This is a genomic window from Pedobacter antarcticus, from assembly GCF_900103515.1.
GTDB classification, from domain to species: domain Bacteria; phylum Bacteroidota; class Bacteroidia; order Sphingobacteriales; family Sphingobacteriaceae; genus Pedobacter; species Pedobacter antarcticus.
Genome location: NZ_FNGZ01000007.1, coordinates 18,473 through 35,782 on the forward strand (window position 1 = coordinate 18,473; position 17,310 = coordinate 35,782).

Consider the following 17,310-nt stretch of genomic DNA (forward strand, 5'->3'; position numbering starts at 1 on the left):
TCTGAAATTAAATATTATTTAAGCCTAATTCTTTTAAAAACTCATTGTGTTTATCAGTAGCTATTTTAATACTTTTATTTATCTCATCTAAATTTTTATTCACAGCTTTTAGATCGATTTGTATTTCATCTTCGGAAGTGGAAACATATCTAGAAATATTAAGATTAAAATTATTTTTTTCAATTTCTCCTAATGAAACTTTACGAGAATATCGCTCTTCATCTTTACGATATTTATAGGTTTCTACAATTTTCTCAATATGTTCTGGTAATAAATTATTTTGGCGTTTCCCTTTCTCAAAATACTCACTTGCATTAATAACTAATACATCATCATGTTTTTTGCATTTTTTCAAAACAATAATAGATACAGGAATACCAGTAGAATAAAACAAATTGCTAGGTAATCCTATAATTGCATCAATATTATTATCTTTTAAAAGTTTGGTTCTAATGCGTTCTTCTGCACCACCTCTAAAAAGAACCCCATGTGGCAAAATAATTGCCATTGTACCTTCTTTACCTAAGTAATGAAAACCGTGCAAAAGAAAAGCAAAATCAGCAGCAGATTTAGGCGCTAGACCATAATTCTTAAAACGAAAATCATCAGCCATCGTTTCCGATGCATCCCATTTTAAACTAAATGGGGGATTAGCAACAATTGCATCAAATTGCATTTTTTTAGCTGGATTCATTTCATTTAGAATATCCCAATCATTAGTTAAGGTATCGCCATGATAAATTTCGAATTCAGTATCTTTTACTCCATGTAAAAGCATGTTCATACGTGCTAAGTTGTACGTAGTAATATTCTTTTCCTGACCGTATATTTTACTAATTGTCCCTCCTTCATCGTTCAGTTTTTTACGGACATTTAATAGTAATGACCCTGATCCAGAAGCAAAATCAAGTACCTTATCTAGTTTTTTCTTTTTGCCTAAAGTTGGATCTTGTGCATCCAAAGTTACAATTTCAGAAAGAATATCAGACAAACGCTGTGGTGTATAAAATTCTCCTGCTTTTTTTCCAGAACCTGCGGCAAACTGACCTATAAGATACTCATAGGCATCTCCTAATATGTCTGAATCTGTAGAAAATTTGGAAATTCCTTCAGCAATTTTGGTAATGATAGTCGAAAGTTTCTTATTACGCTCTGTATAATTTTTACCAAGTTTTTCTGAATTTAGATTAATCTCTGAGAATAATCCTGAAAAATTACCTTCAAAAGATTCGTTTTCGATGTAGTCAAAACCATTATGTAAGGTTTCTAAAAGATCTTTATCTTGTGTTCTTGCTAGTTCATAGATGCTTTCCCACAAAAAATTAGGCTCAATTACATAATGTACTTTGCGGCGCATTTGTTTCTCAAAAGCCTTGACGTCTTCAGCGTTTTCATTATACCAAATTTCCAAAGGTGTTGAAGCACCAATTTTCTTCAACACATCGTCTGGTGTTTCTGGATAATCAGAACCTAATTCTTTTTGTGCAGCCTTCTCATAATTGTCTGAAATATAACGCAAAAATAGAAATGAAAGCATATAATCACGGAAATCATCCGCATTCATTGCCCCTCTTAAATCATCTGCTATATTCCAAAGGGTTTTCCCTAGTTCTGTTTGTTCTTTTTGAGTCATAACCTATTCAGGAATTATATATGTAAAACAAAATTATATTTTGTTTGTATACCGTTAAAAATTCTAATTATATCTTGTTTATTGTCTTCCACGGGCTCTTTAAATTCGTATCTGAACACCGTTTTATGCGACATTATATTGATAATCTGAGCTAACTTATCTGCATCAGTAATTCCAATCTCTTTCAATACATGCGAAAAGTTTCTTACTCCTAAAAAAGACGCAATATTTTCTAATATTTGACGTAAAATAGCAAAATGATATACCATAACACTATCTGAATCTATTGCTTCTTTTACCGTTTTTAAAAGTTCTAAATGGTATAAAAAAACTTCCCGTCGTGGTCCTACTAATTCTATATTTCCGTCTTTTTTCTTTAGTTTAAAAAAGTCTACTTGATTATCATATTTATTTGCTTTCTCGCCTCTAGTTAGCCAGTCTGCGAAAATAGAAAAGAAACCTATGTGATGAGTTGTAATGATTATTTTCCTGGTTTTATAATATTTATCAACTAAATCCATCAGACTAGAAATGGTTACAAAAATATTATGATCATCCAAACTTGACACTGGATCATCTATAAAAAAATGACCTTCCTGTTTGCCATCTCCCGTTAAATCCTCAACATCAAATAGTGCAAGAAAAAAACTCCAGATGAATGCTTGTTGTTCTCCTCTAGAAATTTTGATTGAATCAGTAAAACTTATTTCTTTTTCTTCTTCTTCTTTGTTATTTTCTTCCTCTCCAGGAACTATATTCTCATCAGTTTTAAGATGAAATCTTATTATATTTATTCCTTCCTCTCGATTAGGAAAATATTCAAATCTAAAATCGAATTGTGGTTTAAAAGGCGCAAGTTTTTCGTGCACTTTCAACTCATCAATCCCTGAATGAAAATCATTTAAACTACACTTTTTTAATATGAGTTTTATATCAATCTCTCCATTCTCAATATCATTATCCCATACAAATAAATCTTCACTGTAAGCGTTATAATATACACCAACATGAGTATCGTTATTACTAGCCTTTGTTACATTTTTATGTGCAATAGATAATCTAGTTTTCCCTGTACCATTGAATGCGTAAACAAGATTTATATTTTTTGTATTTTTAATAAGGGTATTAGCTATGTTTTCCATGATACTATTCTTCTATTTTAGGAAATAACCCTTGCATTAATCCTTTTTTATGTAATTTTAATTGCGCTATTTTTTTGATTTGTTCAGTAATTAATTCATCAACTGTTGATAAAAAATCTGCGATTTTTTGCTGTTCTGAAAGTGAAGGAAATCCAATTTTAAAATCTTTTATTTGCTGGGAACTTATATGCGGTATACCCGAACTTGTATTGACATTATCCACGTAGTTTCTAAATTTATCTGATAAAAAATGTTGATATATATATTTAATATCAGATTTTTTATTTGATCTTATTCTTGCTACTCTTTGTATTAATATTGAATTTTCATCTTCCTTTTGAATAAGTGCGACATTTTTCCCAACTTTAGATCCATCCATACCTATTACAATATCATTTTCTTTAATTAAATATTTTTTAAGATTTTCTGTATTACCTAAAAAATATTTATCGATATCTTTTGAGTGTCTTATGTATCCCTCAGTAATATTAATTCCTCTGAGTATTGGAACTCCACTACCATCATCACTTAATTCTTCACTTTTAAGCGCAATCCCTGAAAATAGCTCAATATAATTCTCTAATTTCTTCTCCTCCCAATCTCCCTCATTCTTGAATTCAGGAAAACGATAGTTAGGTACTGTTTTACCTTCTTGAGGGAAAAGATTTTGCATTAAACCTTTTTTATGATTTTGTAATGCTTTTAGTTTTCCTTCATAACCTGTAATTAATTCATCTAAGGAAGACAAGCAATCTGCTATTTTTTTTTGTTCAGGTGGCTTGGGTGCAGAAATTCTTAATTTTGAAAATATTGAAATCCAATGCCTTTGATGAACACCAACTTCATATTTAAGTATTTGGATTGATTCAAAAACAAATTTAATATGCGCATCTTGCTTTGCAATTAAGATTTTCATTGCTGATGATTTTACTTTAAAAGGAAAATCCACAAATTTTGATGCTGTTGTAAAATCATCAAAAATAATTACAGGTAAATTATTTTTAAATATTCCTTCATTTTCATTAGTATAACCTAATATAAAGGTTTTCCCTGCCGTTAAAACAGGAGTTTTATATTTATGATTATAATTAGTATCACTAACTAGGTATTCTGTAGGTTGTAAATAATCTAAAAAATCCTCCAATTTTATCATTTCCCATTCTCCATCATTTTTAAACTCAGGAAAACGTATTTGAGGTATGTTATTCATAATGTAATCCAGATATTTCACGCCCTTGGGCTAATTTGTTTAGATAAGGCACTAAATCTTCCATTAATGCTAATTCTTTTTGGGCACGAATTTTCCAATTTAAACCTAATGGTGCAAGAAAATCCGTTAGTTTTTCTCCGTCAAAAACCATTCGATCCATAATTTCGGCTACAAACGCTTGTAACGATTCGTAAGTTACTCCGTGCTTTTCTGCTATTATTGCTAAGTCCTTGTTGTTCTTTTCTCTTTTAAATAATTCGTAACCTTCCCGTATATTACTTTCTTCTAGCGGTTTGTCCATATCCAAACTATTGATATAGGCAATAATATCCTCCCGTTCATCCATTAGGTTTGCATTGGATGTTAGAAGGTTTATTAATTGTTGTTTGGTTACTTTTTGCTTAGATGGTTTCTTTTGCGTCATCTCGGCAATTAATCCCATAATATAATCGTAATCAATAATCGTAGAAGCAAAAAGGACTAGTTCAAAATCCAATTGTTCTACATTTGGTTCAATGTCTTCATCGCCTTTTTTAGCCGCTTTATCTTGCTTGGTTTTTAATCGTTGTGCGGTTTCTATATACATGCTACGGAAAGAACGCAAATCGTCCTCGGGTAACAATTGATTGATTTTACCAGCCTGTTCTTCCGTTAAATCTGTGTATTGGTCTAATTGTGTTTTTAATCTTTGTACTTCTTTAAACTTATTAATAAATTCGGCTCTTGCCGCATCACCTTTCAGATTATTTACTTCTTCTGGCACACATTCCAAACCGAAAGAATGCATCATTTTATTCAAATTTTCTAACGCATCTTCATATCGCTCAATTACCTTCGGTGCAGGATCTACTAACCATATTTCCCTTGAACGTCCTGTATCTTCACCTGAGAACAATGCAATTGCTTCATTCACAGATTCTCTTTGTTGTCTAAAGTCTAAAATACTTCCATGAGGTTTGGTGTCATTCAAAACTCTGTTGGTTCTAGAAAATGCTTGAATTAAACCGTGATGTTTCAGATTTTTATCGACATATAAAGTATTCAGATACTTAGAATCAAAGCCTGTTAAAAGCATATCTACCACGATCACAATATCTATTTTATTTTCATGCGGATAATCAGTATTACTGTATTTTTGGTTCTTTATTCTCGATTGTATGTCTTGATAATACAAATCAAATTCACTTATGCTATGGTTGGTTCCATATTGCTTATTGTAGTTGGTAATAATCTCGATTAAAGCTTTCTTTTTACCTTCAGGATCTACTTTGTTATCTTCTCGTTCTTGTAGCAAATCATTTTGCAATTGCTTAATGTCGGCCACATTTTTATTATTGTTACCTTCTCCATCTTTAGCTACTGCTTGGGCAGGTGGTGAAAATACACAAGCAATATTTAGTTTCCGATAATCTGCATCAGCTTCCAACTTCTGGTTTTGTAGCTCATTAAATAAACGGTAGTAGGCAATAGCGTGATTGATAGATCCAGTTGCAAAAATAGCATTGAAACGTTTCTGATCGGTCACTGCATCGTGTTTCTGAAGAATAGCTTCTACAATGGCTTTTTGTTTTTGACTTTCTGATAAATTAGCAGCATCTGCACCATCTGTCTTAAAATAATCCACATGAAATTTTAAAACATTTTTATCTTCGATGGCGTGAGTAATGGTATAAGAATGTAGTTGTTTTTCAAAAATATCATTGGTTGTCTTATAACTGCCAGATTCGTTTTCTCTAGTAGTATAGGACGCATTTTCATCAAAAATAGGTGTACCTGTAAACCCAAAAAGTTGTGCATTTGGGAAAAAGTCTTTAATTGCTTGGTGGTTTTCACCAAATTGCGACCTGTGGCACTCGTCAAAAATAAAGACTACACGTTTATCTCTTAACGGATGTAAACGCTCTTTGTAATTATTCTTATTTTCTGCATCTAATGCTAATCCCAATTTTTGAATGGTAGTGACAATGACCTTGTCCGAGTAATCGGTAGACAATAAACGTCTTACTAATGACTCAGTATTAGTATTTTCTTCAACACTTCCTTCCTGAAATTTATTAAATTCCTCACGTGTTTGTCTGTCTAAATCCTTTCTATCCACCACAAAAAGACATTTCTCAATATTTGGATTGTCTTTTAATAAAGTAGAGGCTTTAAAAGAAGTTAGCGTTTTCCCAGAACCTGTTGTATGCCATATATAGCCATTACCACGATTTTGTTCTATACAATCTACTATCGCTTGTACAGCATAAATTTGATAAGGACGCATCACCAACATTTTCTGTTCGCTCTCTACCAATACCATATAACGACTAATCATTTCGCCTAATGTACATTTAGAAAGGAACTTGTCTGAGAAATCAAAAAGGTTGTCTATTTTTTTGTTATCTATATCAGCTAATTTATAAATAGGCAAAAACTGTTCATCTGCATTGAAACTAAAGTGCTGATTTTTATTGTTAGCAAAGTAATACGTATTGCTACGGTTACTTACGATAAACAACTGCATGAAACAAAGCAATGAATTATTGTAACCGTTTCCTGCATCATTTTTATAATCAACGATTTGCTGCATGGCACGTCTTGGGCTAATATGTAAAGACTTTAGCTCTAGTTGTACAACTGGAATTCCATTAATCAATATGATAACATCGTAACGTTGGTTACTATTTTCAGTATTAATCTTCAATTGATTAATTACTTCAAATTCATTTCTACACCAGTCTTTAATATTTACTAAAGTATATTGCAAAGGCGTACCATCCTCACGGATGAAAGTGTTTTTTTCTCTTAATAATTTGGAAGCTGCAAATACGTCAGGTGTAATAATTTCATCACGTAAACGATTAAATTCAGGTTCAGATAAATTCACCCGATTTAGTTCGTTAAATTTTTGTCTGAAATTTTGCTCCAAACTTTTACGATCACTAATATCAGGACGATAGGTATATTTTAAATCTTGAAGTTTAGCTATTAAGCTGTCTTCTATATTTTTTTCTTTAGTCATTCTTCTGTCAATAAATCTTTAGCGTTAACGTCCAGAATTTTTGCAATTCGGTACAAATCTTCAATACTTGGTTGTCTCACATTTCTAGCATACTCATTAATTGTGTTGTAGCTTTTATCTAGTTTTTTTGCAAGCCAAGCTTGTGAGATACCTTTCTCTTTCAAAATTTCTTTAATTCGGTTCATTCGGTGCCTAATTAAATTACAGTGTCAAATATAGTGAATATACAATAGCAAAAAGTGTAAATACTCACCATAATATCGTGAGGTTTTAAAAAGAATTATAAAAGATTACTTCAGCCAAATTCTACCTTTCAACGCCAAACCTTACCACTTTTTCGAAAACCATTACTTCCAACACTAATTTTATCAGTCAAGCAAAATCATAAACAATTTATAGCATGGATACACAACAAAAAGAACTGTCGTATTTTAGATTACGACTACAAGAATTATTAAACACCAGCTTTCCAGAAAAGGCTCATGACGAAAAATTTATAAACCAGCGTTCCTCTTGGGCTACCAATGCCTATGAAGGTGCTTTTCAATCGGGAAATGATATTGAAAAATGTAACGAAATCGCCAATTATATTCTATTTGACGGTTTACATTTTTCTAAGTTCGATACCGTGTTTCAGGTGGTTTGTAATGAGTTCGACACCATAATGGCAGATGAAGAATTGCGACCATTTACTTTAAAAATGTTCCGTGTTTGTGAACCTATTTTCTCCAACTATGAACTAACTGATGACTTCGCTTATGGTTATGAGTATGACCAGCTCTACACCGAAATAACCGGAACCATCGCAATATGGATAGCGGAAAATGGGCTTCAGTAAAAAGCAACATCTCCAACAGAACATTGATGCCTTACGAATTGCTTTCAAAATTGAAAAGGAGAACCGACAAGCTACCATAGGCGAAAGACTGCTAATGATGCAATACAGCGGATTTGGCGGTCTTAAATTCGTTTTGAACCCCATAGAAAATGAAATAGACATCAATAATTGGCGTAAAACTGAACACGATTTATTTCCATTTACACAGGAGCTCCACCAACTATTAAAAGAAAATTCCGAAGACGAAAAGCAATACCGCAGGTATGTGGTCAGTATGAAAAGTTCGGTGCTGACGGCTTTTTATACACCGCCACAGGTTATAGATGCAATTTCTTCAACATTGAGTGATAGCGGTTTGAACATTCAAAAATTCCTTGAACCTTCCGCAGGTATCGGCTCTTTCATACAATCCTTTTCCGAAAACCAGCAACCCAATGTAACTGCTTATGAAAAGGATTTGCTTACTGGAAAGATTTTAAAACAGCTTTATCCCGAAAGCAATATCCGTATAAGTGGTTTTGAGGAAATACCCGAAAAGGAACAAAACACTTATGATGTAATTGCAAGTAATATCCCTTTTGGCGATACTTCAATATTTGACCTTTCGTATTCCCGAAGTAAGGACGAAGCAAAAATACAGGCATCCCGAAGCATCCACAATTATTTTTTTTTAAAAGGAACGGATATGCTCCGTGACGGTGGCTTGTTGGCATTTGTTACCTCGCAGGGTATTCTAAATAGCCCAAAAAACGAACCGATACGCAGGGCGTTGATGCAGAATAGTAATCTGGTTTCGGTTGTTAGATTGCCAAATAATCTGTTTACTGAATATGCAGGTACAGAAGTTGGAAGCGACCTGATTATCCTGCAAAAAAATACGGCAAAACAAAGTCTGACCGAAGTGGAAGAACTGTTTTGCCAAAGTAATACAACAGAATATAATACACCAAACAATGCTTTTTTTCAGGATAGCACAAGAATTGTTCATACAGATAGAAAATTAGACACCGACCCTTATGGAAAACCAGCCTTAATTTATACGCATAAAGATGGCGTTACCGGAATTACCAAAGACCTTAAAAAAATGCTTTCAGAAGATTTTGAAAATCATCTGAATTTGAGTTTATACAAAGGCGAGCCGAACATACAAATTCCAATTACAACAACTGTTACAACTCCCATTGTAGAGCCTATAACACTTAAACCAACACCTGTAACCGTTCAGGAAAATCCAAAGGAGTTAAAACAATTAAGCATTTTCGACTTGTTTGAAAATGTGAACGAACCAGTAGCGGTTATTGCTCCACCAAAAAAAGGTACTCAAACTCAAAGGCAAACTTCCACGAAGCGAAGAGCCAATATTGTTCGCCAAGCAGACTTGTTCAGTTCGGCGATACAGCCACCTTATGTCCCTCCAATTTCAAATGGAAATACTTCAACTGTCAGCAAAAATGAGGAAGTTATCGGCGACCTGTTTTCGGGCTTAAACGGAAATGGTCAGGCTCAAAAGCAAACCGTTGTCAGTACCATTCCCGAACCTGCTCTATACAGCAAAGGATTACAATCATTTCATCGAAGTGATTGTCTTGTTATAGATAATGGTTGGGTTGGTCATTTGCAAGATGTTGATAAAAATGGAGCAACGGCAATGTTCCATCCCTTGCAATTACCATCATTCCAGAAAGGAAGAGCCGAAGCCTACATTTCAGTAAGAGATAGCTATCTCGATTTGTATCAAAAGGAAGCCGAAAAGCAAAACGAACATATAGTAGAAAGGGAAACGCTGAATAATTTGTATGATGTTTTTGTAAAAAGATATGGCAATCTGAACAGTGCCGAAAATATCAAATTGATTAAAACAGACAGTGCAGGGAAAGAAATTCCTTATCTGGAACGTGTAGTTGGTGGTGTGGTGCATAAGGCGGATATATTCAGTCGTCCTGTTACTTTTTCTACTACCACTTTAGCAACAGACAATCCCGATGAAGCTTTAGCATCATCACTGAACAAATACGGCAAGGTGGATTTGGATTATATGTCCGAAATCAGCAGTATGCCTGCCGATGCTTTGAAAGAAGCTCTACACGGTCGTATTTTCTATAATCCTTTACAAAACGAATATGATATAGCCGAACGATGGATTGCTGGAAATATAGTAGAGAAATCTGAAAAGGCCAAAGCCTATCTTGAAAGTAGTCCCGATGATGCAGATGCCAAAGCAAGTCTTACGGTTTTGGAAGAAGCCAAACCAAGACGCATTGAGTTTGAAGAACTGGATTTCAATCTCGGCGAACGCTGGATACCCACAGGGATTTATGCCCGTTTTGCTTCGCACTTGTTTGATACGGAAGTCAATATCCATTATTCCGAAAGTTCGGATGATTTTTCGGTAAAGTGCAATCAAAAGAATGTGCATATATGGGATAAATATGCCGTAAAATCAGAGAGTAGAACCTTTGATGGGATTGCTTTGCTTAAACACGCACTCGTAAACACCACACCAGACATTACTAAAAAAATCAAGGTTGGTGACCAAGAAGTCAAGGTCAGGGATATGCAAGCCGTACAGATGGCGAACACCAAGATTGACGAAATCCGCACCGCCTTTACCGATTGGCTTCACGCTCAAAACGATGAATTTAAAAATAGGTTGACTGACCAGTATAACAACACATTCAACTGTTTTGTACGACCGAATTATGATGGAAGCCATCAGGAATTTCCGGGTTTGGATAGAAAATCATTAGGTATTGAAGACTTGTATTCGAGCCAGAAAGATACTGTTTGGATGATAAAGCTGAACAACGGTGCTATTTGCGACCACGAAGTTGGTGCTGGAAAAACATTGGTAATGTGTACGGCTTCACAAGAAATGAAGCGTTTAGGTTTGGCACACAAACCGATGATTATCGGGCTAAAAAGTAACGTTCACGAAATTGCAGAAGCTTACAGATCCGCCTATCCACACGCAAAAATTCTCTACCCTGGCAAAGAAGATTTTACGCCCAAAAAACGCTTGCGGATTTTCGGGGATATTAAAAACAACGATTGGGATTGTGTGATATTAACCCACGACCAGTTTGGCATGATACCGCAATCGCCCGAAATGCAAAAGGAAATTCTCGAAATTGAATTAGACAGTGTAGAGCGAAATCTCGATGCTCTAAAATCAGAAGGCAGTGAAGTTACACGAGGGATGCTTGCGGGTGCTATCAAACGGAAAGAAAATCTTGAGGTAAAACTGAAAACCCTGCAACACGATATTGATAACAGAAAGGATGATGTAGTGGACTTCAAAATGATGGGCATCGACCATTTGTTTGTGGACGAAAGCCATCAATTCAAAAATTTGATGTTCAACACACGCCACACAAGGGTTGCAGGATTGGGAAATGTAGATGGAAGCCAAAAAGCAATGAACCTGCTTTTTGCAATTCGAACCATTCAAGACAAAATACAAGCGGATATGGGTGCGACTTTCCTTTCCGGAACAACAATCAGTAATTCACTTACAGAATTGTACCTTTTGTTCAAATGCCTGAGACCAAGAGCGTTGGAAAAGCAAGGAATTAACTGCTTCGATGCGTGGTCTGCTATTTATGCAAGAAAAACTACGGATTATGAATTCTCGGTTGCCAACAATATTGTAGCAAAAGAACGTTTCCGATACTTTATTAAAGTGCCAGAATTGGCACAATTCTACTCTGAAATTACAGATTACAGAACGGCAAAAGATATTGGTATTGACCGCCCTGAAAAGAACGAAATACTGTATAACATTCCACCAACACCCGACCAGACAGCATTTATCCAAAATCTGATGGATTTTGCAAAATCGGGTAATGCGACTTTGCTGGGAAGAGCACCTTTATCGCAACGAGAAGAAAAAGCAAAAATGCTTATCGCTACCGACTATGCCCGAAAAATGTCTTTAGATATGCGAATGGTTGGCGGTAGATATGATGACCATCCCGACAATAAAGCATCCCATTGTGCGACAAACATTGCGAAATATTACAACAAATTCAATGCACAGAAAGGTACACAGTTTATCTTTTCCGACCTCGGCACCTACAAGCCTGGCGAATGGAATGTATATTCTGAAATAAAACGCAAACTTGTGGAAAATCACGGTATTCCGGCACACGAAGTCCGTTTTATACAGGAAGCCAAAAACGATAACCAGCGTAAAGGACTTATCAAGGATATGAACGAGGGTAAAATTCGTGTGATTTTCGGTTCTACAAGTATGCTTGGAACTGGCGTGAATGCACAGAAAAAAGCCGTTGCAGTTCATCATTTAGATACGCCTTGGCGACCAAGCGACCTTACCCAAAGGGATGGAAGAGCAATACGAAAGGGTAATGAAATTGCTAAGCATTTCGCAAACAATAAAGTGGATGTAATTATTTATGCTACAGAAAAATCGTTGGATAGCTATAAGTTCAATCTCTTGTACAACAAGCAACTTTTTATAGACCAGCTTAAAACTAATAACCTCGGCAAACGTACCATTGATGAAGGAAGTATGGACGAAAAATCGGGAATGAATTTCTCGGAATATGTGGCTATCCTTTCAGGAAATACAGACTTGTTGGATAAAGCCAAATTAGAAAAACAGATTGCCGGATTGGAAAGCGAAAAACAGGCTTTCAACCGTTCAAAGTATAGTGCGAAGTACAAATTGGAAGACTATACGGCTGAATTGGACAAAGCCCAATCCCGATATGACCGTATGAGCCTAGATTGGAATAATCTGCAAGAACGTATCCAAAAACGTTCTGACGGTATTATTACCAATCCTGTTCAGTTGGACGGTTTACCGCCCAATGCGGATATAAAACAAATCGGTGCAAAACTCAACCAGCTTGCGGATAAAGCCCGTACAGGTGGTGATTACGAGGAAATCGGAAGTCTTTATGGTTTTCAGCTTTTGGTAAAAACGGAAATGTCACAAAAAGACGGTGTGGATATTCGTGTAAATCGTTTTTTGATGCAAGGCGAGGGAAATATCAAATATACCTACAACAATGGTCTAATCGCTAAAGATGAAAAGCTAGCTGCTATGAACTTCCTTAACGCACTGGAAAAATTGCCTGGATATATTGAGCAGGAGCAAAAGAAAATTACGGAAATACAAAAAGACCTACCTATTCTTCAGGAGGTCATAAATGGTACGTGGTCTAAGGAAAGCCGATTGAGCGAACTCAAAACCGAACTGGCCGCCGTTGAACGAAAGATACAGTTATCAATTACGCAGGAAACTAAAGAGGAACCTGCGGAACAAACCGAAAAACAAAAGCAAACGCCAAGCATTTCGGAGAATATTGTACGGATAAAAGGTGTTCATTTACCACGTGGAGTATTGTAATATGCAAAAGAATTTGCTACATTTCGTCCTGTTCGTCCATTTTTCTAATCAAAGCATCCCGTAAGCTGTCAAGGAATTTGGTGCTGTTTATTTTTCGGGATTTAAGTTCCATAAATGTATGATAAAAGTCGCCTAAATCAAGATTAAAAGTACGTTCAAATGTTTTGGCAATAACCTTAATATCTGCATTTCCATTGTCAAACACACCTTGCGAATACAGTGCATAAATCAATTCTATCATTGCTGTTTTGCTCCCTGTCCAATTTAATTTCGGCAGGTCTGTTGATTTATCTCTATACGCCGTGTTGTGAAGCTGGTCTTCAAGATAGACTTGTATCAGGTCGTTGGCAATAATTTTTGCAACTTTGTAATCGTGTGAAGTAGAAAAACTATGGTCTGCTTCAAAATAAAATGTGTCTAAACTTAGCTTAATATCGTACTTGCCCCGAACAAACAGCTTATCATCAATAAATGAGTTATTCGTCCGGTAGTATTTATAAAATTCAAGGTTGTTGTCAAAATACCTTTTAAGTTTTCTCAATTCATCATTAAGGTATTTTTTAATAGGTTTTGAACCGTAAGGCTTTTTTGTTTCGATTTTATAAATGGCATTATAATAAATTAGTTTTGAAACGATAGTAGGTTTTTGATATTTAAAAAAATGGATTTCTTCCCCAATATTCTTAAATCCTCTGTTTAGAACATATTTCTTTACTTCCGACAAGTATTTTAGAATGATATCTATAACGGCTTCTATCCGTTGTATAGAGTGATCGGTTTCAATCTCCAAATCGTTGATTTCTGTTTCCAGCTTGTGTAGTGTTTCTGTATAAAATTTGTTCATCTGGCTATTTTGAAGTCTATATTTGAGTTAGTGAAAAAAAATAAACTGTGTAATTTGTAGGCTATATCACATCTAATGATTTTTTTTGAAATTATTATAGAGCCTATTTGCAATAGCTTAGCTTCTTCCATAATCGGTTAAAAGATTTCAGGAATGTTTATTAGAACAATTCCTGAACACTCTTTTTTTATTTCTATTATCTCCTATTCTTCTAAGATAAAGGCAACTATAGATATAGGGATTTACTTCGCTAACTTCAATATTCTGTAAGCTCCCCTTGCTACAATTACAAATACAATAGCCCCAATAATCAAATCAGGATAACTTGAATTGAGCCAATTAACTAAAAGACCAGCAACAATAACTCCCGAATTGATAATGACATCATTTGATGTGAATATCATCGAAGCCTGCATATGCGCTTCTTTACTTTTGTTCTTTTGTAAGAGATAAAGGCAAAATACGTTTGCAATCAATGCTAAAACTGAAACGACAATCATTGTTTTGAAATCGGGCATAGCTTCAATTCCCATAAAACGTCTGATCACTTCAACGAAACCTACAATAGCAAGTAAGACTTGGAAGTATCCTGCAAATCTGGCGATGTTATTTTTTAGGGCGATTGTTCCCCCCACAGCTATTAAAGCCAATGCGTAAACGGCACTGTCCGCAAGCATATCCAAGCTATCGGCTATCAATCCCATTGAGCCTGAAAAAATACCGAACAACATTTCCAGTCCAAAAAACAGGAAGTTGATAATCAACACGATCCAAAGTAATTTCCGTTGCTTGTTGCTTGTATCTGTTTCAACAACAAAATTGCTTTTTTCAGTTGAAACCACGGTCGTATTTAGGTTCAGTGTTCCCAAAGCCAAAAAAATTGGCTCTGGGTTTCCATTGTGATAAACGTCCAATTTTCTATTGGCTATATCAAATTCCAATCCTTTTACCGTATCAAAGTCTTGCAGTTTCATACGGATTAATTGCTCCTCGCTTGGGCAATCCATTTTAGTTATATTGAATATGGTTTTTTCCATTTGTTTTAAAGCTTGAATTTTATTCCTCCGTTAATCACAAATCCGTCCAAAGGTGCATAAATGTCTTTAAAAACCGGATTGGTTATTGTTCCTGTATAAATGCTACCAAAGCGTGTTTGTCGGGTGTCAAGGAAGTTTTCAAAGTTGATGTACAGAGAAAATCTTTCCCAAATCTTTTCAGCCATAAATCCGGTAATAAAGTAACCTTCGCCCGTAGTTCCATTATTCAGTTTTTGAGGACTGAAGTAATAGGCTTCCAGACCAACTTTCCATTTGTCTTCTATTTCATACATCAGGATGGAATTAATGCGGTGTTTTGGCGTTAAAGGACTTTCTACAGTCGTTCCATTTTGGTTTAATCGAGCATCTGTATAAGTGTATCCCAAAAATAATTTCAAATCATCGTAACCAATTTTAATATTGGTTTCTGTTCCTTTGGTATGGATGTAGCCCGGAGAATTAACGAACTGATACAGATTTGCCGAGGAATTTTCAAGTAACAAAGGATTATCCAAATAGGTGTAAAAGAATAATTGGTTTATGCTAAATGACCAATCTTCTCCAATATAGGTGCGGTAATTGATGTCTGCATTTGCTCCATAACTTTTTTCCAATTTATTGGTCTTGTCGTCAATAGGCATTACATTTTGATATTGTAGGCGTTCACTTTCTTCTGTAAAAATGGTTGGTGTTTTATACCCAAATCCACCTCCAATACGTGAAGTCAATCCGTTTGCAATCTTAAACAATGCCGATACTCTTGGTAAAAATACAGCTCCGTAATCTATCACGTAATCCGTTCTTAAACCTGCTTCTAATTGAAGCCAATCAGTAGCCTTAAAAGAATTTTGAACGAAAGCTCCGAATGTGTTTTGGCTGTAATCCCTCAACGGAAATGCAGTAATCTGCTTTTCTTTAAAATTGTCCGTCCAAATATTAACCCCTGCTACCCATTCCGATTTTTCTGTACTGTTGGTGTAGTTGGCTTCGGTAAAACTTGCGGTTTGTGTTCCCTCAAACTGATAGCTTGGAATGGTTGTATTTCGATTAAAATAACTCACGCTATTTTTAATTTGAAAAGAACTTTTTTCATTAATTAAGTGGTCGAAAACAAATTGAGTGGAATAGCGTTGTGTTTTATTTTCCTCAAAATATTGGTTTGTATTATCTCCTTTTCCTTTGATGTAAAGCATATCACCTCCCAAACGGTTTTCGATAGTTGTATTGACACCGAAATTCATTTTTGTTTTATCATTGAAATAAACAAACAATTTAGGGTTCAGTACAAAACGTTCAAATTTTGGAATGGCAGAAAAACCAATTTTTGCAGGGTCGTAAGCTCCGTTTCTATTATGCGAAGCAAATATGGTTGTTCCGATTTTCTTAAACTTCTGTCCGTAAAAACCGTTGATGTCTAAACCTCCGCCTGATGTTCCGTTTAAATGAAAACGCAAATCCCTTTCTTCCGTTGGTGTCTTGGAAATCAGGTTTACCAAACCTGCTATTGCTCCACCACCATACAGCGTAGATGTAGAACCTTTGATAACTTCAACCTGCTTTAAGTCAAGCGGTGGAATTTGCAACAAACCTAACCCACTTGAAGCACCCGAATAAATAGGAAAACCGTCTTTTAGAATTTGCGTATATCGTCCGTCAAGCCCTTGAATACGAATACTTGCATTGGCACTTGTGGGCGATGTGGTTTGTACGTGAATACCTGTACTTTCCGCCAAAAGCATACGAATATCCCCAGGTTTCATATTTCCTTTTTCTCCCAATTCCTCACTTCCTATAAATTCAATACGGGTAGGAATATTTTGTATGCTCCTTGTACTTCTTGTAGAAGATATAACCACTTCATCCAATTCTTCTGAATTTTCTTTGAGTAAGATTTCAATAACGCTGGTGTCCTTTAATGGAAATCCCAGTGTATCAATACGTTCATAAAAGCCTACGTAACTAAAATGTATTTCCTGTACACCGTCAGGAACATTTACTATTATGATTTGACCGTTTTCGTTTGATGTAGCGGCAAGCGAGGTTCCTTTTATAGATGCTGTCACACCAATCAAAGGATTTTTGTTTTCACTGTTTCTAACAACAGCATTAAATGTGTTTTGTGCAAAGACACAGAGATTTAGTGTCATAAAAAATGACATAAAGAGTATTTTTTTCATTATATGAAAAATTATTAATGTTTAAAAAATAAGAATTGACGGTTTGTAGCACCG

The 17,310-nt window shown here is 35.1% G+C and carries 10 protein-coding genes; 2 read left to right on the forward strand and 8 right to left on the reverse strand.

Annotation, left to right across the window (positions count from 1 at the left end):
• Positions 1-7: 7 nt before the first annotated feature.
• From BLR53_RS14180 to BLR53_RS14200, 5 genes are read right to left on the reverse strand one after another with little or no spacing between them, the layout of a single operon-like run.
• On the reverse strand, positions 8-1,633 hold the full coding sequence (locus BLR53_RS14180) for a type I restriction-modification system subunit M (RefSeq protein ID WP_074590598.1): 1,626 nt from the start codon (positions 1,631-1,633) through the stop codon (positions 8-10).
• Positions 1,634-1,647: 14 nt separating this feature from the next.
• Positions 1,648-2,775, reverse strand: coding sequence for an AAA family ATPase (locus BLR53_RS14185; RefSeq protein ID WP_074590600.1), 1,128 nt, complete (start codon positions 2,773-2,775; stop codon positions 1,648-1,650).
• Between the two features lie 4 nt (positions 2,776-2,779).
• On the reverse strand, positions 2,780-3,985 hold the full coding sequence (locus BLR53_RS14190) for a restriction endonuclease subunit S (protein WP_074590602.1): 1,206 nt from the start codon (positions 3,983-3,985) through the stop codon (positions 2,780-2,782).
• Positions 3,978-6,989: a type I restriction endonuclease subunit R gene (locus tag BLR53_RS14195; RefSeq protein ID WP_074590604.1), complete on the reverse strand. Its 3,012-nt coding sequence runs from the start codon at positions 6,987-6,989 to the stop codon at positions 3,978-3,980. The genes BLR53_RS14190 and BLR53_RS14195 overlap by 8 nt, the downstream gene beginning before the upstream one ends.
• On the reverse strand, positions 6,986-7,174 hold the full coding sequence (locus tag BLR53_RS14200) for a helix-turn-helix transcriptional regulator (protein ID WP_074590608.1): 189 nt from the start codon (positions 7,172-7,174) through the stop codon (positions 6,986-6,988). The genes BLR53_RS14195 and BLR53_RS14200 overlap by 4 nt, the downstream gene beginning before the upstream one ends.
• A gap of 215 nt (positions 7,175-7,389) precedes the next feature.
• On the opposite strand from BLR53_RS14200, the gene BLR53_RS14205 reads away from it, so the two are divergent.
• Complete coding sequence (locus BLR53_RS14205; RefSeq protein WP_074590612.1) at positions 7,390-7,827, forward strand: DUF1896 domain-containing protein; 438 nt, start codon at positions 7,390-7,392, stop codon at positions 7,825-7,827.
• Positions 7,814-13,198 (forward strand): N-6 DNA methylase, encoded by a 5,385-nt coding sequence (locus BLR53_RS14210; protein WP_074590615.1) that lies wholly within the window; start codon positions 7,814-7,816, stop codon positions 13,196-13,198. The genes BLR53_RS14205 and BLR53_RS14210 overlap by 14 nt, the downstream gene beginning before the upstream one ends.
• 16 nt (positions 13,199-13,214) lie before the next feature.
• Here BLR53_RS14210 and BLR53_RS14215 read toward each other — a convergent pair whose 3' ends face one another.
• The 3 genes from BLR53_RS14215 to BLR53_RS14225 form a co-directional block, all read right to left on the reverse strand.
• Positions 13,215-14,042, reverse strand: a complete 828-nt coding sequence (locus BLR53_RS14215; protein ID WP_074590618.1) for an RteC domain-containing protein — start codon at positions 14,040-14,042, stop codon at positions 13,215-13,217.
• A gap of 242 nt (positions 14,043-14,284) precedes the next feature.
• On the reverse strand, positions 14,285-15,079 hold the full coding sequence (locus tag BLR53_RS14220; protein ID WP_074590620.1) for a cation efflux transmembrane domain-containing protein: 795 nt from the start codon (positions 15,077-15,079) through the stop codon (positions 14,285-14,287).
• Positions 15,080-15,084: 5 nt separating this feature from the next.
• Positions 15,085-17,256, reverse strand: a complete 2,172-nt coding sequence (locus BLR53_RS14225) for a TonB-dependent receptor (RefSeq protein ID WP_074590625.1) — start codon at positions 17,254-17,256, stop codon at positions 15,085-15,087.
• Positions 17,257-17,310 lie beyond the last annotated feature (54 nt).